Below are 21,189 nucleotides of genomic sequence, written 5' to 3'. Positions count from 1 at the left end.
CCCTCATCACCTATTCCCGTTCCTCCAACCAATTATAGAAAGGTGCTTTTTTTACAGCTGTTCCATGCGTTGTCGGAGGTTGGACGTTTATAGTCCGAAATGATTTTGTTTGTTTTTCTACATCAGCCAAAGTCTTGACATTCTTTTTCTTCCATTCGAAAAGAATTCTGTCAATATACCGTAAACTAAGTTTTTGTGCAAGCACTGCTTCTTTCAATGCAGCTTTGATGATTTGTGCGGAATGACCATCTTGATCGATCCACATGGCAATCGTTTCACATTCCATTGGCGATAAAAGACGACCGAATTCCTGTTCAAACAATGAAAAGACTTCGCCTTCCGCTGTACGATTGTCTTGTGCTTGTTCAGCATTCTCTTTTGCCAGAGCAATTGTCATGAGTCGGTTCAACAGCGGAAACATGGAAAACTGTTCAAATAAGACGCCTGAAGCATCCTCACCCTGTTGAATTTCTAATAAGCCTCTTTGCATGAGTTTTTGTAAAATAGAAGACACTTGGTTCTCCGTTAAATGCATTCTGTCTGCCAAGTCTGTCGGAGTAGGAAATTGAGCACCTGCAGCTTGAAAGGAAAACATATGCATGAGTAACATTGCATCGATATCTTGAATGTCCAAAGACTTGTAATGCTGAAAAAAGAGCTGGGAAATGGTTACATTTCCCTGCTCAATCCATAAACGGAGCCGTTCTTCGTCTTGCATGTCGAACACCTCATTCGTATGTTAATGCGTGATCAAGGATACAAACGATTCAACAGACGAGGGAATGGAATAGACTCCCTAACATGTTCTACGCCGGAAATCCATGCGACTGTCCGCTCTAAACCTAACCCGAAACCTGAATGCGGAACAGCACCATATTTACTAATATCTAAATACCATTCGTATGCCTTTTCATCCAAATTGTGTTCTTGAATACGTTGTTTCATCAACGCATAGTCATGAATACGTTGTGATCCACCAATAATTTCTCCATACCCTTCAGGAGCGATCAAGTCCGCACATAATACAACATCATCTCGATCAGGGTGTGGTTGCATATAGAATGGCTTAATGCCTATTGGATAATGTGTAATGAACACAGGCATATCAAAGTTCTCGGCTATTGCCGTTTCATGCGGAGCACCAAAATCATCGCCCCATTGAATATCATCGAACCCTTTTTCGTGTAAGAAAGTAATTGCATCATCGTACGTAATTCTTGGGAATGGAGCTTGGATTTTTTCAAGTTTTGATACATCACGACCAAGACGTTCCAACTCGAGTGGACAATTTTGAAGTACAGATTGGACAATATGCGCGACATATTGTTCTTGTACTTCTAAGCTTTCAGCATGCTCAACGAAAGCCATTTCAGGCTCAATCATCCAGAACTCAATTAAATGTCTACGTGTTTTCGATTTTTCAGCACGGAAAGTCGGTCCAAATGAGAAGACTTTCCCAAGTGCCATCGCCGCTGCTTCCATATATAACTGACCGGATTGTGACAAGTAAGCATCTTCATCGAAATACTTCGTATGGAACAATTCAGATGTTCCTTCAGGCGAAGAACCTGTCAAAATAGGTGGATCGATTTTCACAAAACCATTCATATGGAAAAACTCGTATGTTGAACGGATGATTTCATCACGAATTTTCATAATGGCATGTTGTTTACGTGAACGCAACCAAAGATGACGGTGGTCCATAAGGAATTCCGTCCCATGTTCTTTTGGGGTGATCGGATAGTCCACTGCTTCGTGAATGACCTCAATGCCTTTCACTTGTAGTTCTACTCCGAATGAAGAGCGCTCATCTTCAGTCACTTCCGCAGTAATATAAAGCGAACTCTCTTGGTTAAGCGACTTTGCTGTAGCAAAGATGTCCTCTCCCACGACTTCCTTCACAACAACTCCTTGTACAAAACCAGATCCATCTCGAAGTTGTAGGAAAGCGATTTTTCCGCTTGATCGTTTGTTTGCCAACCACGCACCGATTCTTACCGTTTCACCAACATGGTCTGGCATTTCATGTATCATTATTGTTTTCATAAGTTCCTCCATAAGTATGACATTTCGTTTAATTGCGGCACCCTATATTAACCTACCGCTTTGCACAATATACTATTTTATTCTTTCCAATTCGCTTTTACAAATGAATGAATTCGGCTAACCGCTTCCTCCAATAAGTCAATGGAAGTTGCATACGACAAACGGATTGTATTTGGAGATCCGAAACCTGAACCAGGAATGACAGCAACTTTTGCTTCGGTTAACAATGCCGCCACAAATTCGTCAACGGACGAAAAGCCCGTTTTCTCCATTGCTTCTGACACTTCAGGCAGTAAATAAAATGCCCCTTGCGGTTTAATGACTTTGAAGCCTGGAATTGCAACAAGTTGAGGATAGATCCGCTCTAGTCTTGATTCGAAATCTTTTCGCATTTCTTCCACCGCATCTTGTGGTCCGTTATACGCCTCGATTGTCGCGTATTGCGAAGTTGTTGTTGGATTAGAAGTTGAATGACTCGCTAAGTTCGTCATTGCACTAACGACTTCTTTATCACCAGCAATATAGCCAATCCGCCAGCCTGTCATAGAATGTGATTTGGACACACCATTAATGATGAACGTGCGATCTTTTGCGTCTTGCGACAATTGTGCAATTGAAACATGTTGCTCTGTTCCATAGATTAATTTTTCATAAATCTCATCGGAAATAATCCAAATATCCTTCTCCTGACAAACCGAAGCGATCTGCTCTAATTCTTGACGAGAATAAATCATTCCTGTCGGATTACCAGGTGAATTAATGATGACCGCTTTTGTCTTTTCCGTAACAGCCTCTTTAATTTGTGTTGCTGTCACTTTAAATTGTGAAGAAGAAGTACTATCGACAAAAACCGGTTTCCCACCAGCAAGTTTAACTTGTTCAGGGTAGCTGACCCAGTACGGAGTTGGAATGATTACTTCATCCTCAGGATCTAAAATGACTTGGAAGAGCGTATAAAGCACATGTTTAGCACCGATACCAATCATAATCTCAGCACGCGAGTAGTCCAAATCCTGGTCATGCTTGAGCTTTTGGATCACTGCATCTTTAAGCGCTGGCAAGCCACCTGAAGGTGTATACTTTGTCTTGCCATCTTGCATGGATGCATATGCGGCCTCCAGGATATTTGCTGGCGTATTATAATCAGGTTCTCCTGCGCCTAAACCAATTACATCAATGCCCGCTTCTTTCATCTCTTTTGCTTTTGCAGTAATCGCAAGTGTAGTTGATGGACTCAATGTACTTACACGATTTGCCAGTTTCTTTGTCATCTGAATCTCTCCTTTTTGCCTGCTCATCTAGTCTCTAGTGATGGATATAGCTGTTAAAGATTTAATATCCGCTTCCACCATTCACCGTTTTCAAAAAACACATATACATAATTCAATTTTCCATTTTCACTTTTAAAAGCAACTTCCCAAACAGGATATTCACCTTCTACACCAAGTGTAACGTGAAGAATTTTGTCCACTTTCAGCTCTGATTTGACTGTTTGGATAGCTTGCTTAGAATTAATTCCGTCTTCCAATTTCACTGAATCGAGGATTTTGCCACTTTTCTCATCTACAAACACTGCCTTCTCGATTCCTTTTTCATCTTTACCGAATACGGTCACCATGGATATCGTACCATTGTATATTTCCGCATGCTCGATGGACAGCAATTCACCAGACTGCTGTACACTCTTTTCAGCATTTTGCAACGCTGCTGAAAACGGCTTTTGTGCATTGGTGAAGATGATTGTAACGAGAACAATCGCTAAAGCTAACAGGAATGCCGAGAAAAATTTTATCCAATTCATCATTATGCATCACATCCTACTCTCGACACAACAGCATGCCAACTAGTCATCCTGCTTTCGCTTACATTCTGTTTCATTATAACAATCTTCGAGCTCATTCACCATACGTTCTAGTGATACTCTTTTTATCGGTACGTTAGGTAAAGCATTTAGAAATCGTCGACCATAAGACTTTGTTTCGATGCGACGATCTAAAATGATAAAATACCCTCTATCATTAGACGATCGGATTAATCGCCCAAACCCTTGCCTGAATCGAATAATCGCTTCAGGTAACGCCAACTCACTAAATGAATTAGCACCACTAGCAGTCAATCGATCAGCTTTCGCCTTAAAAACGACTTCATCTGGTGAAGAGAACGGTAGACGTACGATAATCACTGCAGTGAGTGCCTCACCAGGAACATCGACCCCTTCCCAAAATGAATTCGTTCCAAATAGAACCGACTTATCGAACTGCCTAAATGACTTCAGCAATTTCATGCGGCTTCCTGAACTTACACCTTGAGCAATTAATGCATAATCATTTAGTAATTCACTCTCTAAAATCAATTCATATGTTTTGCGAAGCATATCTTGTGAAGTGAATAGAACAAACAAACGACCACCAGTAGCTATGACGGTTTGGATAACTGCATCTGCTACCGCTTCAATATAAGCACTTTGGGATACATGTTGAATAGAAGGCATGTCTTCGACAATAAAAATCGAGGACTTATTATAAAAATGCAACGGTGCTTCAAACACTTTAATAGGCACCGTATCGGCGATCCCTAATTGACGGGTTACGAACCGCTCATCATCTTTTACAGTCATCGTGCCTGAAGTCCATACAAGCCCTACTTGCTCATCTTTTACTGCACTTATGAATTCCTTCATAATTCTTGAACCATCTACGGGTGTTTTAATGACTGTTAAACTGCCAGGCAGACTCCGATTATCTTTTTCCACCCAAACGGTATAGTTTTCCTCTTCTCGTTCAAGGAAAACAGTAACCCATTGAGCGGCCTTAATTTTCAGTTCCCTTATCCAATAATCCCATTCTGCGATGAAAGCATGTTCATTTGCCGACATCGACTGTTCGGTCATATGGAGCTCATTTCGTACACGCTCAGCAAGGTAAATATATTCGGTCATCTTTTCAGCCACTCGTAGATAGGATTGTTCGAGTCCAATGACTTCGTTTAAACGGAATACAATTCGATTCCCTAAATTTGAATTGCGTTTTGGGAATTTACGCGTTGTCAATAGCATCGCTACATCGTCAAATGCACTTACAAATTGCTCATAGGCATCGTTCAACTGACGAAAAACAGCTGAACCACCTGTACCCAATTTCCTGTGCAACTTCATCATCCGGTGCAATAATTGTCCGTCAGCATCTGAACCTAGTTGGCCCATAATGTATTTCCAATTCATATAGGAAAAGACCGTTTCATGCACTTTTGATGCCGAATGGATGAATTGATGCGCTTCGTCAATAATTAAACCAGAGAACAAATGGAACTTCTTACGGTTCTGTTGAAAATCTGCCACTAACAACGAATGATTTGTAATGATCAGGTTCGCAGTTGAACAAGCCTTCATCATACGTTCGTGGTAATCTGCATCTTTTTCATCTTCTCGTAATTGATTGGAACGCTTGCGGATTCTGTCAATAAATAACTGTCCACCACCCGATACGTTTAACTCCGTCAAATCCCCCGTCTCTGTTTGTGTTAGCCAAACGAGAATTTGCAAAATTGTAAAAGTCTCATCATACGACTCGTCTGTTATACGTAATAATTCCTCAAATTTGCTGAGCGAAATATATTGCTCTTTGCCTTTTAGAACGACAGCAGTACATGAGATTTCCAGCATTTCTTGTATTTTACCAACTTCGTCAACTAAAATTTTATCAACTAAGTGATTTGTAAACGTACTAATAATAACGGGTTTTCCTGTTTGTAGTGAATGGATAACCGCAGGCAATAAGTAGCCGATTGTTTTTCCGATGCCTGTCGGAACTTCCGCCACTATCTCTTCTTTCGTCGTCAGCATCTTCCAAACGACATCCATAAAGCGAAGTTGTGACTCCCTCCACTCAAATGCAGGAAAAACTTTTGACAGTTTTTTCACTTTCTCATCATCCGTAAACGGAAATGAACAACGTGCTACCGCAATTCGATCAGGATATGAAGGTTGTCGATAAGGAATCCCTCTAAATAAAGGGAGATTGTTAACATTCCCTGTTTTACGAACGTCTGACAAAGCTTCATGAATAAGTGTGGATATGTTTGATTTCAACGAAAAAGAACGTCTGTGTAAGAGGTTCAAGGTCTCAGCTGGCAAAGTTCGAAGTTTGGCTAAAGCCGTTAACAACAAATAAGCTGTCGCTTCAGCGTCATCATCCGCTCGGTGTGCTGTTGGAAGCATGATGTCTAGGTCTTCCGCAAGGTCTTGCAACCGATAACTAGTAGAAGATGGAAATAGAATTTTCGCCAATTCGACTGTATCAATTTTCTTGCCTGACCAAGCCGGTACTTGGCATCGTTTAAACTCACTTTGTAAAAATGCAAGATCAAAATCCGTATTATGTGCGACAAAAACTGTTCCTTGTAGCATTTCGGATACAGTCAATGCAATCTCTTCAAATGAAGGTGCTGTGCTTACTTCATGATGTGTAATTGACGTCAATTGTTGGATGAACACAGGTATTTCACGGAGGGGATTTACAAAGCTTGAGTATTTCCTGACAATTGTACCGTCCTCAACGAACACAATTGCAATTTGTATAATCCGATCTCCTTTTGAAGGCGAATGTCCTGTCGTTTCCAAATCAACGACTGCATATGTACGATTATCCATTCAATCATCAACTTCCTGTATTGGATACTACAGCAGATTGTATCATATTCAGCCTTAAGTTTGCGCAATTACATACTTATCAGCTCTATTTAATTTTTTGGATGTTAGAAGTAGCATTCAGTTTTGTATGCAATTGAAAAATACTGATGAAAGAAAGTTCTTCTCTCATCAGTACAAAATTAAGCCTCTACGCCTGCGACTTCTTTCATCACTTGTTGAATCCGATTCTTTTCATCCATTAGGAGTACGGTCGGTTCATGTGTTGCCGCTTCTTGATTGGTAACGTACACATAGGAGATGATAATGACAATATCTCCAGGTTGGACAAGACGGGCAGCTGCACCATTTACACAAATAACTCCACTTCCCCGTTCCCCTTCGATGATATACGTTTCAAAACGTGCACCATTGTTATTGTTAACAATATGGACTTTTTCGTTCGGCAACATCCCTGCCGCATCAAGCAAGTCACGATCGATTGTTATACTTCCCACATAGTTTAAATTGGCTTCTGTAACGGTTGCTCTGTGTAGCTTACTGTTCATCATCATTCGAAACATTGTATCCACCCTTAGTTGACATAATAATATTATCTATCAATCTTGTCGTTGAAAACTTTATTGCACACGCGATTATCATTTCATTCGTTTCTTCTGTAACTGGTCCTAAACTTGGATAATCCAACACTTGTACGTAGTCAATGGCGCCACTGCTTGTTGAAGTGATGAATTCCGCAATTCTTCGTTCTACCTCTTCAGGTGAAACACTCTCTAACAACCAGTCAATCCCTTTTTGCAACGCTTGATAAATGACAGGCGCTTCCTGCCGTTCTTTACTTGTCAAATTGACGTTCCTCGAACTCTTTGCCAATCCGTCATTTTCACGCACAATTGGCACACGAACAATTGTTGTTGGAATATTAAAGTCTCTGACAAATGTCTCAATCAACGCAAGTTGTTGGGCATCTTTCATGCCAAAATACGAACGATCTGGCGCGACAATGTTAAACAATTTCAAAACGACTTGCAACACGCCGTCAAAATGACCAGGTCGGGAGGCACCACATAATTTGTTCGCTTGTGGACCCGGTAAAATGCGGATGCCGCCATCATTTGGATACATTTCTACTACAGACGGAGCGAAGATGATATCAACGCCTGCTTCTTCTGCTAACTTGGAATCTCTATTCAAATCTCTCGGATAGGATTCGAAATCTTCTCCAGGACCAAATTGCGTAGGGTTCACGAAGATACTCATGACAACTAAATCATTTTGCATCTTTGCTTGTTTCACCAGTTCAAGATGCCCCTCATGTAAATACCCCATCGTCGGAACAAAACCAACCGTAGAGCTTGAGCGATTCATAGCGTCCAGCAGTCGTCTTAGTTGTTCGATCGTATGGACGACTTGTAACGTATTTGTTTTAACGTTCATCTGTTTTGCCTCCGTATAAAGCGACCAATTCTTGTTCGTGCATGGAAAAACGATGCTGATCGGAAGGGAAACGTACAGACTTCACTTCTTGCACATATCCTTGTAATCCATTCCGAATCTCGTTTCCAATGGTTGCATAGGACTTTACGAATTTCGGAACGTGATGGTTTCCATATAAAACAGTATCATGGAAAACAAGCACTTGGCCATCTGTCCCTGCCCCTGCACCAATTCCAATTGTCGGGATTGAAACTGCTTTTGAAACAGCTTCTCCTAACTGATAAGGAATACATTCAAGTACAATCATGCAAGCTCCTGCCGCTTCACAAGCTACTGCATCTTGAATGAGGCGTTCTGCTGCGTCGGCAGTCTTCCCTTGTACTTTATAGCCCCCTGCTACAGCAGCTGATTGCGGAAGTAACCCAAGGTGTGAGACGACAGGAATACCTGTTTCCGTCAACAATCGTGTCATTTCGATGACTTTCCCACTACCTTCAAGCTTCAATGCATTTGCTCCTGTTTCTTGAAAAATCCGAATGGCTGATTGTAGCGTTCTATCTTCCGAACCATGATACGAACCAAAAGGCATATCGACGACAATGAATGTCTCCTTCGCTCCACGTCTCACAGCTTTCCCGTGATGAATCATGTCTTCGACAGTGACAGCTGCCGTTGTCTCATACCCTAAAACGACCATTCCGAGTGAATCGCCTACGAGTAATACATCAACTCCCGCTTCTTCAGCAAGTTGTGCAGACGGATAGTCATATGCGGTCAACATGACAATTTTTTCATTCTCTTTCTTCATCTTTTGAAAATCGGTTGTACGTTTCACAATAACCCTCTCCTTTTTTGGTAGTAAAAGGAGAAAACCGGAAATCACACACATTGGCCACCTTCGATCAGACGACTGGATGATTCGAGTAGAACCATTGCCAATCAAGCCAATTTTCTACTTGCATAGGAATGTAGACTGAGCACCCCTACCATGCAAATAAAACCCTTCTATCCAAAAAAGGACAGAAGGGTTGTGTTATCATCGATTTGGTTTCCTCCGTCCCTGTCTTTTGCAAGATCAAGGCAGAACGTATTTAACTGGAAAAACAAAAGTACTTCTTCAGGTGCAGTTCCGATTGATACTGCCCTTCGCACTTACTATACCAAATTGATAGAACCTTGTATAGTTATAGAATTCTTATTCTTCATTAACTTTCTAGAACGATATCCGCGGAATAAATTCCTCGAATGGATCCATCGTCCAATTTAAGCTCTAACAGTCCTTCATCAGAAATGCCGAGTGCCAGTCCTTCAATTGTTTCGTTTAACATAACCGCGCGGATTCGCTTACCTGCCGTATTTGAATACCCTTCCCACAGAAGTTTGATTGGTCCAAATCCATGTTTTTCGTACATGCTCGTATACAATTCTAGAAAGCCTAAAATCGCTGCAATAAGTTTTGCCCGATTGATTTCTTGCCCTGTTGCAATTTTTAATGAAGTAGCAATTGAATGCAGTTCCTCAGGAAAATCGTTCACTTCATGGTTAATGTTCATACCAATGCCAATAATAATCGCTTTTACTCGGTCCGGATCTGCCTGCAATTCTGTCAAAATGCCCGTCACTTTTTTGCCATCGAGCATAATATCGTTTGGCCATTTAATCGTCGCTTCGATATTGACGACTTCCTCAATCGCTCTAACGATGGCGACTGCGGCGACCAAAGTCATTTGAGGCGCTTGTTGTGGTAACAATTCCGGACGAACGATTACACTCATCCAAATCCCTTTATGCGCAGCTGAACTCCAAGGACGCGACAACCTTCCTTTACCGCCACTTTGTTCTTCTGAAACAATTAGCGTCCCATCTGGCGCATCGTTTTGTGCAAAATCGTGAGCAATGAGCTGAGTCGACGCACATGTTTCAAAATGAGTAATGTGTCGACCATACCGCTTTGTTTTTAAATATTGTTGAATTGCAGCACCATGTACACGATCAGGTGATGAAACCAATACATACCCTTTTTTACGCACGGATATTATTTCATATCCTTCTACTTCGAATTCTTTTATATATTTCCAAACCGCTGTTCTGGAAAGCCCAAATTCATCCGCAAATTCTTGTCCGGAGATTGGTCGTCCATCTGCTTCGAATAACCTTTTCAGTAACTCATTTTTCACGTTTGTATTCATTTAGAAACCATTCCTTTATACGAAATGCATCATTGTCGCATTGTTGATGTAACACCGCCGACTCAATTTTATCCATCCATTCACCGACCCAACGGCCACCTCTTTGACCAATCCACTCCATCAAGTCTTTACCATTCACTTGCAAATCATCTTTTGAATGTATCGGCAACGCTTCCCAAGCTGATGTTAAATGCTCGTAGCTGACACGTTTACTTTCTGGAAAAAGTGCATGATAGAGCTTTTCGGCGGTCCACAGCACGTCAATCGAGTGAGCGTATAAGTCAACAATGGTATAATCGTTTTTTTGTCTATTGAAAAATGCATGCGCGACTTGTGTTAAAAAACCTTTTTCCCGATTCGACATTTTATAGGCTCTTGCTAATTCAAGTGGTGTAAAATGGCCGATTCCCATTAGCATCGCCCACCCTTGTTCCGGTCCTTCAAATGGTGCACAGTGCAATAACTTTTCTGAAGTAGTGAAGAGGGGTAAATAGGCCGATAAGTTCGTTTGCGCAATTGCCTTGAGTGCTTGTCCCACATATTGACCAGTCCACAATTTGTCCATTTCCATTTTTATGCGTTCGATGGACACATACCGAATTTTCTCGGCATGTCGTGTAATTGCTAAGCTAGTTTCTTCTTCAATCGAAAAGCCTAATACGGAAACAAATCGGATTGCTCTCAACATTCTTAATGCGTCTTCATTGAAGCGTTCATCTGGATTCCCTACTGCCCGTATCAGTCCATGTGCCAAATCTGTTTGGCCGCCAAAAGGATCGATAAGATCTCCTGTCCGCGTCAATGCTAGTGCATTTATCGTAAAATCCCTTCTTTGCAAATCATCTTTTAGAGTCCGTACAAAGTGAACTGCATCAGGTCTACGATGGTCGGAATACGTGCTTTCTGTACGATACGTCGTCACTTCGATGGGCTCATTTTGCATGAGGACAAGCACTGTTCCATGCTCGATTCCTACATCAATTGTCTGGGAGAAAACGTTCTTCACCTCATTCGGAAAAGCTGATGTCGCTATGTCGAAATCATTTGCTACTTTCCCAAGGAGGTGATCACGCACTGCTCCTCCTACAAAAACAGCTTCATAACCGGCTTCTTCCAATTGACGAATAACTTCTTGACTACCTTGCGAACCAAATGATTGCATCATACACATTCAGCCACTTCATAATAGATTTTTTCATAGGCGATAACGATCGCTTCAGAATTGAATTTGTCCCTTACTGTATGAATTGCTGCTTGTTGAAATTGTTTGTGTACACTTGGTTCTTGAAGAAGCGACAACGCTTTTTCTGCTACTGCCTTAATGTCTCCAAGCTTTACAAGATAGCCGTTCACGCCGTCTTCTATTACTTCAGGAATGCCACCGATATTCGTTCCGATAGCAGGAACGCCACAAGCAAACCCTTCTAATAGCACTAAACCAAACGCTTCTTTCTCAGATAACAAAAGCATAAGGTCACTAATTGCCAACAACTCAGGTAAGTCATCACGCTTTCCTGTAAAAATGATGTCAGCATCCAAGCCGTTTTCTTTTGCCTTTGCCATCATCTCTTCTTGCTCCGGACCAATTCCAACAAGCACCAATTTCGCTTCGACTTGTTGGCGAATCAATTTAAAACTGTCGATGACATCGCCAATTCGCTTGACACTTCGAAAATTGGATATGTGAATGAGAACTTTTTCTTCCTCACGAATTCCCAAGTCTTGTTTTAACGTACCTGGATTGACTGGACGGTATCTTTCTTCATCTATAAAATTGTATATCGTCTTAATCTCTTTTGTTGGGTCAATTAATGCAATTGTATCCTGTCGTAACGATTCTGAAACGGCTGTTGCACAATTCGATTTTTCAATACCGTACCGCACCGTATTCCGTAGAGCAGGATCCTGCCCTAGAATCGTAACGTCTGTACCGTGCAACGTCGTAATGACACCGATTGTAGAACCTGCCATATCTTTTGCTAAAGCTGCTGATATTGCATGTGGAACCGCATAGTGCACATGCAATAAATCGAGTTTTTCTTCAACAATCACTTGCGCAATACGATTGGCTAAAGCAATATCGTATGGTGGGTATTTAAACACTGCGTACCCGTCTATTTTAACTTCATGGAACTGAATGTTTGGATGTACATCAGGAATACGAAAAGGTCTGCTCGATGTAATATAATGCATCTCATGGCCTCTTTCCGCCATTTTTAATCCGAGCTCAGTTGCGACAACGCCAGAGCCACCTAAAGTAGGATAGCAAATCACTCCGACTTTCAACTTTCTCACTAAGAACACCTCTTCTATAAAACGTTAATCGATAATATGTTCAAGCCCATAAACAAGCTCTTTCCGTCCCATCACTTCACGAATTGCAAGCATAATACCTGGCATAAAACTCTTTCTGTCAAAGGAATCGTGACGGATTGTAAGCAGTTCGCCTTCTCCACCTAACAAAACTTGTTGGTGTGCAAGCAAGCCCGGTAATCGAACACTATGGATTTTCATACCATCCACATCTGCTCCACGCGCCCCATCAATATGCACTTGCTCTTCAGGATGCCCCTGTATGTGGGCAGGTCGATATTGTTGAATCATCTCAGCAGTTTTCACAGCCGTTCCGGACGGCGCATCCAACTTTCGGTCATGGTGTAACTCAATGATTTCAACATCCCCTAAATAACGAGCAGCTTGCGCTGAGAACTTCATCATAAGAACTGCTCCAAGTGAAAAATTTGGCGCGACGATACAACCAATTTGGTGCGACTCCACTAAGACAGCAATTTCATCCAACTGGGATCTCGTCAAACCCGACGTTCCGACGACTGGATAGATTCCTAATTCGATTGCCGCTTGAACGTTTACGAACACTGCATCTGGATCTGTCACGTCCAATAACACATCGGGTGCATGATGTTCAGCAAGTTCGGCCAAACTTGTATAAATCGGTATGCCATGACGTTGATCGTTCACTGTCGAATTATGTACATGCAACCCATCGTATTTATAATCAAGTGCTGCAACGACGATCGCATCGTTTGCTTCTTCAATTGCCTGGATGGCGGTTGTACCCATTCTTCCACGCGCTCCTGCAATAGCTACTTTAATCGTCATTATCGCTCCTCCTTTTTCGTCCAACGATCCGCATCACGCTCTTTAAATTTCATTAGCACTTTTTCTAATGCCTCGTCTAAACGAATTCCTTGTGAATTGGCAAAACAAATGAGGACAAATAATAGGTCCCCTGTCTCCTCTTCAAGAGATTTAACCGTTTCAGTATTTTTCTTCTTTTTCATGCCATGCACATGTTGTACTTCCCGTGAAAGTTCACCTAACTCTTCTGTTAAACGTGCGATTAATTCCATCGGAGGGAAGTACCCTTCTTTAAAACCGTTAATATACGTATGTACTTCTTCTTGCAGAGCTTGCATTGTTTTCATTTGTTCCATTTCCTTCAATCCCTCCATTTGTTATCGTATTCATTTGCAGAACTATTGTCAAAAATTGAAGAATCGATGATAATAAACTAAGTCATCCAGAAAGGTGGTCATCATTTGTTACAAGGACTAAAAATTAAAAACATATTTTTCATCGTATTAGGAGCAGCGATATTCAGTTTTGGACTTGTTCATTTTAACATTCAACATGAATTAGCTGAAGGTGGTTTCACTGGAATTACGCTAATTCTTTTGTTTGCATTTAAATGGGATCCTGCCATCATGAACCTCGTGTTAAACATTCCAATGTTTTTAATAGGATGGAAATTACTGGGAAGAAGAGCATTCATTTATACGCTTATCGGAACTGTCGCCGTTTCAGTCTTCTTAAAAGTATTCATGAAATACCAATTTACGATACATATGGAAGATGATATGTTTCTTGTCGCCCTCTTTGCGGGTGTTTTCATCGGTATCGGTTTAGGAATTATTTTCAGGTTCGGCGGAACAACAGGCGGTGTAGATATTATCGCACGTTTAGCCCACAAATACATAGGATGGAGCATGGGAAAAACGATGTTTATGTTCGATGCCTTTGTCATTCTCTTATCGTGGGCTGTTTACTTAGACTATCGATCAATGATGTATACGTTAGTCGCGTTATTTGTCGGTGCGCGTGTCATCGATTTTGTCCAAGAAGGTGCTTATGCTGCAAGAGGTGCGTTCATTATTTCTGATATGCAAGATGCAATTGCTTCGAAAATTGCGCTCGATATGGAACGCGGCGTTACAGTATTGCGTGGCTATGGGCATTTTACAAAGTCAGACAGAGAGATTTTGTATTGCGTAGTTGGAAAAAATGAAATCATTCGCTTAAAAAACATTATTACATCCGTTGATCCACACGCATTCGTTTCTGTTACAGATGTTCACGATGTATTAGGGGAAGGCTTTACGTTAGATGATAAAAAGCAACCATTGGAGATGTAGTTATACATTTTTATACTGAAGGATGAAATTGCGTGTAGCCGCTATACTGGGCCGCACGCTTTTTTTGTAGGGAAAATGCTAGTACATTATTTGACAGTTCTAGTGGAGTGATTGCATGGAAATGTTGCTTATGCGGTGTTTTGAGGAGTTATGCGGAGTTTACGCGATTAATGCGGCGTTTGGAGCGGTTATGCGGCGTTTGCGCGATTAATGCGCCGTTTGGAGCGGTTATGCCGTGTTTGACAGATTTATGCGTTGTTTCGGCTTGGTATGCCGCGTTTGACGGAGTTACCATTCTGACACACAGTAAATTTTCTTAGTAGTAACACAGATTGCCTACAAAGCTGTCATGTTTTGATGACAAAAAAAAAAGAAAAAGTGAAATAGAGCGGGCTCCATTTCACTTTTTTACTAAAAAGGTTACACATTACACGATCTTTTATGCATCATCTCTTGCTTGAAAAATATAAATCAGACGAACCAATTCCATGACAGCAACTGCTGTTGCAGCAACATAGGTCATAGCAGCAGCGTTAAGCATTTTTTTAGCATGTGGTTCTTCTTCATTTCGGATAATCCCTAATTCAATAATTTGATTCATTGCGCGATTGGATGCATTAAACTCAACTGGTAGTGTTACAATTTGGAACAATACCCCAACTGCCATTAAAGCAATACCAATGCCCAACAATGAATTGAACGCCGTGGAAAGTATTCCGATTATAATGAAAATCCATGAGATATTAGATGAAATACTCGCTACAGGCGCAAGACGGTGGCGGAAACGAAGGAATGCATAGGCTTCCTTATCTTGAATCGCATGTCCGACTTCATGCGCGGCAACCGCAGTACCTGCAACTGATGCGTGATGGAAATTGTCTGAAGACAACGCAACTGTTTTTGTTAAAGGGTTATAATGGTCACTCAAAAAACCTTTGTGTTCGACAACTTTAACATTCTGTAACCCATTATGGTCAAGTATTAAACGTGCGACTTGTGCTCCTGTCATTCCAGATGTAGAACGCACTTGCACATATTTTTTATACGTACTTTTCACTTTGAATTGAGCATACAACGGAAGCAACATGATGATGCCCAAGTATACAAAAAACATGTTCAATTCCCTCCCTTTTCTCTACGTATATTTTATAACGTCTACCATGTAAGCGCAACTTTTTACTATTATGCTATAACAGTCCTGCTTTTTCCTTTTTTCTCAATACTGTATACGCAATAGTGATACAAGCGATCGATAACCAAAATGTAAAATACCCGATTTTGTCCATATGTTTCATTAAATCGTAATAAATCGGCATTTGCCCGAAAACATAATCGATGACATCGTTATGCAGTGTCCAAATCGCACCGATAACAAGATGACCAAAGCGAAATTTATAAAAGGGAATGTAGAGAATAGCTTGAACAGCCATTGCAAAATGTGAACCGATGAGCATCCATCCTTGCCAACCGATTTCACCAATTTCTGCTAATGTTAAAAGATTCATGACGACTGCCCATAAGCCATATTTCACAAGAGTAATGAGCGCAAGCACTTCAATTAATTTAAAATTCTTGCCAACCAACCAACCGATAATCGCCAAAGAGAAAAACAAACTCGCGGTCGGACTATCCGGCACGAAAATCCAATAGATCGGTTCAGTGTCTTCAAGTTGCCACATGTACCAATCATAGCCATATACCGTGCCTAAGATATTGATAAATAATAAAATCCATAAAAAAGATTTGTGGGATAACATTAACCAAATCCGCGTTACAATCGAAATGACCACCAGCTCCCCGTTTTATATGTATATATGTATGGTATCACTTTCAACTAAAAACTTGTAAAGAAAAAAGAGTCAGTTTCCTGACTCTTTTTTGTTACTCACCTGATTTTAAATTAGCAAGGAATTCAGCAAGCACTTGAAGGTCTTCTTCAGATCCTGTCCATTGTCCTGCTGGCATTGTGCCGACACCGTTATGAGCGATATCAACAATCTCTTCAGCTGTTAATCCTGTATCCGCTAACGCAGGTCCAAGGGCGCCTTGGAAGGCATCACCATGACATTGGATACAAGAGGATCCAGCATAGATTTGATACTCAGCAGATTCTGGATCAAATGAAACTTCTTCACGGATTTCACCTTGTGCTTTTGCTTTTTCCCAATCATGGTTCACAACGGATTCCCATGTCAAATAGAAGATTGCAGCAAATGCAAGAAGCATGAATCCTGTTGGCAACGGTCGCTTGAATGGACGACGTTCTTTTGAAGTATCCATGAATGGTACAAGCATTAGCGCACCAACTGCTAGTCCTGGCATAACGATTGCTCCAATGACGTTGTATGGTCCGGAAGCAAATTCATATTTCAATAATTGATACATGAATAGGAAATACCAGTCAGGTAGTGGGATGTAAGTTGTATCTGTTGGATCCGCTTGACGTTCAAGTGGTGAAGGATGCGCAACAGTTAAAATTAAGTATCCAATTAGGAAAATTGCACCGATAATCCACTCTTTCAAGAGGAAGTTCGGCCAGAAAGCTTCAGTTTTACCCGGATATTCCGAGTAGTCTTTTGGGACATTGGATTTCCGGTTTGCTGGAATCCTGGAGTCACCAACAAATTTCATACCTTTTCCGCGATGCATGTTGTCCCCTCCTTCTTCTAGTTTCAGACAATCACATCAAGTTGGATGTAAATTTTATAGTGGACCAGAAATACCTTGTCTTCTGATCATGATAAAGTGTGCTGCAAGCAACCCAAGCAAAGCAGCTGGTAAGAAGAATACATGAATGGCAAAGAAACGTGTTAATGTTTGAGCACCTAAGATTTCAGAATCTCCTGCTAGGAGAATTTTAATCTGCTCACCAATGAATGGAACGGAAGCTGCAATTTCGATACCAACTTTTGTAGCGAATAATGCTTTCATATCCCATGGTAGCAAGTAACCAGTAAATCCAAGGCCTAACATTGTAACAAAAATAAGAACACCAACTACCCAGTTTAATTCACGTGGTTTCTTATAAGAACCTGTAAAGAATACACGTAAAGTATGTAGGAACATCATCACGATAACGAGTGAAGCTCCCCAATGGTGCATACCACGCACAATCTCACCGAATGCAACTTCATTTTGAAGGTAGTAAACGGATTTCCAAGCATTCTCAACATCTGGCGTGTAGTACATTGTCAAAAACATTCCAGATAGTATTTGGATGACTGTTACGAAGAATGTCAAGCCACCAAAGCAATAGATAAATGCGGAAAAGTGATGTGCAGGGTTTACGTGCTCAGGTACTTCATGGTCAGCAATATCACGCCATATCGGGGTGATATCCAACCGCTCATCAACCCAATCGTATAGTTTGTTTAGCACTTCGGTCGTACCCCCTTACATTTTAAACTAATGTGTTTGGAACAGTTTTTCCAATATGCACGTAACCATCCACGATTTCAACCAAATACTCATCTAGTGGTCCTAAAGGTGGTGTTCCAGCTACGTTTTTACCGTTTTTCTCATAACGTCCGGCATGGCAAGGGCAGAAGAATTCGTTCTTATGGTTGTCCCCTTCCCAGTTAACGACGCATCCAAGGTGCTTACAGACAGGAGAAAGTGCGATTACTTCGTCGCCTTCTTTATAAACCCAAGCGGTGTTTGAAACGTCGGATTTATACCAACCATCTTTTCGATCTTTAATCGTAAAGTCAACACGCACAGGTGTTTCAGTCAATTCGTCAACTTTTTGGGAAGTTGGAACAAATTCACCTTCACCTTTTGCCTGCAAGACTGGATCGACTGCAAAGCGGACCATCGGCATGACTGCGGCCGAAACCATAAATCCACCGACGCCCATCAATGTGTAGCTTAGGAATTGGCGCCTTGACACTTTGCTGCTCATCAGTTTCCCTCCTCTTACTCCAAAATCAGTCCAACGGACATACTTTTATTAATTGTAATACTAGGACATATCTATGATATATCAATATTAATGTAAATTCAATCCTGCATTCCTTAGTTACCCAAGAATGTGAACAAATAATGAATTCTGTATGTCAGATTAGCAAAATTTTGAAGCTGAATCTCGATTACTTGTAAGATTACAATCAGATTACTGCTTTGACCATTGTTCTGTAAATTTCGGCAATAATTGGCGAAGTTGATCTTCCAGTATGGAATTACGCAATGACGGCTCCATACTTTCAAGAGGAATTGAAGGCATCCAAAGTACTTGACCTGGCAAGTCCATTTCATTCCATTCGTGATCGGTTGTCAGGAAAAATACATGTTTAAATGATGTTCTTCTAAAATCACTCAATGTCGTTTCTGCCATTTTTGCAAGATCAGTTGAAGCGGTGTAACTGAATGGTGGCGAAAACATCATACGACCTTTAAATTGCATTTCAATCAGCGAGCTTAGTTGCATGACAAATTCTGTCGAAGATGCGCTTGTCTTCATATTATCCATGTTCAACTGCACTTTTACAAGCGGGACGACTAATGTGTCAATATATTCTTTTTGTTGCAAATATGTATCCATATCTTTGCCTGTCCAATTCATCACTATTCACTCCTAAACAATTTCAAACAAATGACTCCACCTTAAGGATGGAGTCATCAGTCATTTGTAATCATCATATCATTCAGCATCGCAGATAAGATAAGAAAACGTTCTCGATCATTGGCATCTAGTGCTTCATCTACACGTTTTCTAAGTAAATCCAAGGACATTGATGCTGCACTCTCTTCTAACAATTTCTCCGCAATTTTCCGATCTCTAGCGCTCACTTGCAACTCTACCGGCAAGAAAGGATTTTCTTCCCGTACACTAGCATAGTGTGGACAAGAATGACTGTTTGGGAAATTCAATTGGATATACATTTTTTCATCAGGATGGAGCCGAAGATCATGGAATGATTTTTCCGCGTCGGCTGTCATCAAATTCCCTTTGTAAAAACGGAAAGGGATACTTTCGGAATTTGTCGTTGAAATTACCATCGCCCGCGGGCAATAATGTGCTTCATCCGTAAAGTGGACGTTTTGAAGAAGTTGCTCATGGCTAAGAAGATAATTCAGTATCCACACACATTCCCGGCGCTTTAACTTATAGCGCTTTAAAAACCATCTTACAAAGTCTTTTTTGGCAGCGACAGGAATCATGGCTGTCATATCACACCTCCTCGTCATTCAACGTTTCAAGAAAAGCGCTCCATTCCTCATGGGGTTCTATCTTTAACAGTGCTCTAACTACTTCGATAGATTCGTCTCGTTTTCCTTCATCTAAAAGGAATCTTGCGTATTTATCCAAAAACGTTAAATCATCTTCCATACCAGCATATGCTTTACTGTAAGATACGTATGCATCGTCAAAACGTTCCTCACGTTCCAATGCAAATGCTTTGAATGCATGAAGTATCGGCAGATCCACTTGTCCATCCGGCATTTCTGACAGCAAACTTAACAATTTGTCGTCCTGCTCCTTCTCGTTATACAGGGAAGACAACGTAATGAGCGCTTCCATATATTCGGGGTCAAGCGCAATTGCTTGCTGCAAGTGCTCTTCAGCTTCCTCTGGCAAACCGAGTTTCAAAGCAGATTTTCCTGCAGACAATCTTAATTCCTTATCAAATTCATCCCGTGCAATGCCTTTTTTAAAAAATTCATATGCTTTGTTGTCGTTACCTGATTTTGAACACGCCTGACCCGCCAGCATATAGGCCGAAAAGTAATCAGGATCCATTGCAATTAAGTCCTCTAACATGTTACTTGATTTTTCGGCATCCCCGCTCTGATAGTAAGCATAAGCTGCACCAAATAACGTATCGGGGACTACCTCATCCTCTAACAGAAGTTCGTAGAATGGAATTGCGTCTTCGTAAGCTGCGCCGGCACTGTATGTTTCAGCTAGGCGTAATGGGATACTTGTACCTGCGATGGAGCGATGACCTTCATCATACAACTGAGAGAAAGATTTGGCCGCTTCGATATATCTCCCCCCGTCAAGAAGCAATTCCGCTAACGCGAATCGTATAACCGGTTCGTGTGGAGCGATTCGTTGAGCTTCTTTCACTTTCCCGATCGCAGCCTCTGCCATACCAATCATCTGGTAGTAGTCAGCAAGCGCCATCAATGCTTGCACATACTCTTCTTGATCGGGCGTGATTTCTGAGAGTAGCAGTAACGCATCATCTTCTTCTCCCAATTCAAGTAATGTTGAAGCTCTGTCAATTTTCAGTTGCGACTCTTCAGGCATGTACGTAAGCAACGTTTCATATATATGATCCGCCTGTCCTATATACCCGTAAGACACGATCATGCTAGCGGCTTCGTAAAGCAATTCAAAATCCTGCGATCGTTCCGCCTGATCAATTAACTCATTTAGTTTTTGAATGTCTCCATCCAGGATTGCCTGTTCAAAATCTTGTAACTGCACCATATT

Annotated in this window: 22 protein-coding genes; 1 reads left to right on the top strand and 21 read right to left on the bottom strand. The window is 41.2% G+C overall.

The features are described from left to right. Nucleotides 1-10: 10 nt before the first annotated feature. The 13 genes from NRI27_RS06770 to NRI27_RS06710 all read right to left on the bottom strand — a co-directional run bounded on the left by NRI27_RS06770 (nucleotide 11) and on the right by NRI27_RS06710 (nucleotide 13,772). Nucleotides 11-718, bottom strand: coding sequence for a DnaD domain-containing protein (locus NRI27_RS06770; RefSeq protein WP_371390022.1), 708 nt, complete (start codon nucleotides 716-718; stop codon nucleotides 11-13). 32 nt (nucleotides 719-750) lie between these two features. After that, the gene (gene asnS / locus NRI27_RS06765; protein ID WP_317941492.1) at nucleotides 751-2,046 is read right to left on the bottom strand and encodes an asparagine--tRNA ligase; all 1,296 of its coding nucleotides are present in this window, start codon (nucleotides 2,044-2,046) and stop codon (nucleotides 751-753) included. Between the two features lie 77 nt (nucleotides 2,047-2,123). After that, nucleotides 2,124-3,317 (bottom strand): pyridoxal phosphate-dependent aminotransferase, encoded by a 1,194-nt coding sequence (locus NRI27_RS06760; protein WP_371390021.1) that lies wholly within the window; start codon nucleotides 3,315-3,317, stop codon nucleotides 2,124-2,126. A gap of 53 nt (nucleotides 3,318-3,370) precedes the next feature. Next, complete coding sequence (locus NRI27_RS06755) at nucleotides 3,371-3,850, bottom strand: cell wall elongation regulator TseB-like domain-containing protein (RefSeq protein WP_371390020.1); 480 nt, start codon at nucleotides 3,848-3,850, stop codon at nucleotides 3,371-3,373. 39 nt (nucleotides 3,851-3,889) lie between these two features. After that, the gene (gene dinG / locus NRI27_RS06750; protein ID WP_371390019.1) at nucleotides 3,890-6,694 is read right to left on the bottom strand and encodes an ATP-dependent DNA helicase DinG; all 2,805 of its coding nucleotides are present in this window, start codon (nucleotides 6,692-6,694) and stop codon (nucleotides 3,890-3,892) included. 179 nt (nucleotides 6,695-6,873) lie between these two features. Then, the gene (panD, locus tag NRI27_RS06745; protein WP_371390018.1) at nucleotides 6,874-7,254 is read right to left on the bottom strand and encodes an aspartate 1-decarboxylase; all 381 of its coding nucleotides are present in this window, start codon (nucleotides 7,252-7,254) and stop codon (nucleotides 6,874-6,876) included. After that, the gene (gene panC / locus NRI27_RS06740; RefSeq protein WP_371390017.1) at nucleotides 7,229-8,128 is read right to left on the bottom strand and encodes a pantoate--beta-alanine ligase; all 900 of its coding nucleotides are present in this window, start codon (nucleotides 8,126-8,128) and stop codon (nucleotides 7,229-7,231) included. Before panC ends, panD begins: the two co-directional genes overlap by 26 nt. Then, nucleotides 8,118-8,963 (bottom strand): 3-methyl-2-oxobutanoate hydroxymethyltransferase, encoded by an 846-nt coding sequence (gene panB, locus NRI27_RS06735; protein WP_317941498.1) that lies wholly within the window; start codon nucleotides 8,961-8,963, stop codon nucleotides 8,118-8,120. The genes panC and panB overlap by 11 nt, the downstream gene beginning before the upstream one ends. A 370-nt stretch (nucleotides 8,964-9,333) precedes the next feature. Then, a complete protein-coding gene (locus NRI27_RS06730) occupies nucleotides 9,334-10,317 on the bottom strand; it encodes a biotin--[acetyl-CoA-carboxylase] ligase (RefSeq protein WP_371390016.1) in 984 nt (327 codons plus the stop codon). Beyond that, nucleotides 10,295-11,482: a CCA tRNA nucleotidyltransferase gene (locus tag NRI27_RS06725; RefSeq protein ID WP_371390015.1), complete on the bottom strand. Its 1,188-nt coding sequence runs from the start codon at nucleotides 11,480-11,482 to the stop codon at nucleotides 10,295-10,297. Before NRI27_RS06725 ends, NRI27_RS06730 begins: the two co-directional genes overlap by 23 nt. Then, nucleotides 11,479-12,612, bottom strand: coding sequence for an N-acetyl-alpha-D-glucosaminyl L-malate synthase BshA (gene bshA, locus NRI27_RS06720; RefSeq protein ID WP_317941501.1), 1,134 nt, complete (start codon nucleotides 12,610-12,612; stop codon nucleotides 11,479-11,481). Before bshA ends, NRI27_RS06725 begins: the two co-directional genes overlap by 4 nt. A gap of 24 nt (nucleotides 12,613-12,636) precedes the next feature. Continuing rightward, the gene (gene dapB, locus NRI27_RS06715; protein ID WP_371390014.1) at nucleotides 12,637-13,437 is read right to left on the bottom strand and encodes a 4-hydroxy-tetrahydrodipicolinate reductase; all 801 of its coding nucleotides are present in this window, start codon (nucleotides 13,435-13,437) and stop codon (nucleotides 12,637-12,639) included. Continuing rightward, nucleotides 13,437-13,772: a nucleotide pyrophosphohydrolase gene (locus tag NRI27_RS06710; RefSeq protein ID WP_371390012.1), complete on the bottom strand. Its 336-nt coding sequence runs from the start codon at nucleotides 13,770-13,772 to the stop codon at nucleotides 13,437-13,439. The genes dapB and NRI27_RS06710 overlap by 1 nt, the downstream gene beginning before the upstream one ends. A 105-nt stretch (nucleotides 13,773-13,877) precedes the next feature. Between NRI27_RS06710 and NRI27_RS06705 the strand changes: the two genes are divergently transcribed. Beyond that, nucleotides 13,878-14,750 (top strand): YitT family protein, encoded by an 873-nt coding sequence (locus NRI27_RS06705; RefSeq protein WP_317941504.1) that lies wholly within the window; start codon nucleotides 13,878-13,880, stop codon nucleotides 14,748-14,750. Nucleotides 14,751-15,189: 439 nt separating this feature from the next. Here NRI27_RS06705 and NRI27_RS06700 read toward each other — a convergent pair whose 3' ends face one another. The 8 genes from NRI27_RS06700 to NRI27_RS06665 form a co-directional block, all read right to left on the bottom strand. Further along, nucleotides 15,190-15,864: a zinc metallopeptidase gene (locus NRI27_RS06700; RefSeq protein WP_371390011.1), complete on the bottom strand. Its 675-nt coding sequence runs from the start codon at nucleotides 15,862-15,864 to the stop codon at nucleotides 15,190-15,192. A gap of 73 nt (nucleotides 15,865-15,937) precedes the next feature. Further along, nucleotides 15,938-16,507: a lipoprotein heptaprenylglyceryl N-acetyltransferase LhaT gene (lhaT, locus tag NRI27_RS06695; RefSeq protein WP_371390070.1), complete on the bottom strand. Its 570-nt coding sequence runs from the start codon at nucleotides 16,505-16,507 to the stop codon at nucleotides 15,938-15,940. Between the two features lie 124 nt (nucleotides 16,508-16,631). Next, nucleotides 16,632-17,399 carry a menaquinol-cytochrome c reductase cytochrome b/c subunit gene (locus NRI27_RS06690; protein ID WP_371390010.1) on the bottom strand — a complete coding sequence of 256 codons (768 nt, stop codon included), beginning with the start codon at nucleotides 17,397-17,399 and terminating at the stop codon, nucleotides 16,632-16,634. A 54-nt stretch (nucleotides 17,400-17,453) separates the two neighbouring features. Continuing rightward, a complete protein-coding gene (gene qcrB, locus NRI27_RS06685; RefSeq protein WP_317941507.1) occupies nucleotides 17,454-18,128 on the bottom strand; it encodes a menaquinol-cytochrome c reductase cytochrome b subunit in 675 nt (224 codons plus the stop codon). A gap of 22 nt (nucleotides 18,129-18,150) precedes the next feature. Next, nucleotides 18,151-18,654, bottom strand: a complete 504-nt coding sequence (locus NRI27_RS06680; protein WP_317941931.1) for a Rieske (2Fe-2S) protein — start codon at nucleotides 18,652-18,654, stop codon at nucleotides 18,151-18,153. A gap of 207 nt (nucleotides 18,655-18,861) precedes the next feature. Next, complete coding sequence (locus tag NRI27_RS06675) at nucleotides 18,862-19,311, bottom strand: DUF2487 family protein (RefSeq protein WP_317941508.1); 450 nt, start codon at nucleotides 19,309-19,311, stop codon at nucleotides 18,862-18,864. Between the two features lie 56 nt (nucleotides 19,312-19,367). Further along, nucleotides 19,368-19,919, bottom strand: a complete 552-nt coding sequence (locus tag NRI27_RS06670; RefSeq protein WP_317941509.1) for a ReoY family proteolytic degradation factor — start codon at nucleotides 19,917-19,919, stop codon at nucleotides 19,368-19,370. Nucleotide 19,920: 1 nt separating this feature from the next. Next, nucleotides 19,921-21,186: a tetratricopeptide repeat protein gene (locus NRI27_RS06665; RefSeq protein ID WP_317941510.1), complete on the bottom strand. Its 1,266-nt coding sequence runs from the start codon at nucleotides 21,184-21,186 to the stop codon at nucleotides 19,921-19,923. Between the last annotated feature and the right edge of the window lie 3 nt (nucleotides 21,187-21,189).

Origin of the sequence: Sporosarcina sp. OR05 (assembly GCF_041414805.1) — a bacterium.
In the GTDB taxonomy this organism is placed as follows: Bacteria; Bacillota; Bacilli; order Bacillales_A; family Planococcaceae; genus Sporosarcina; species Sporosarcina saromensis.
The sequence above is the reverse complement of the archived record's forward strand: the minus strand, read 5'-3'. Positions and strand labels throughout refer to the sequence as shown.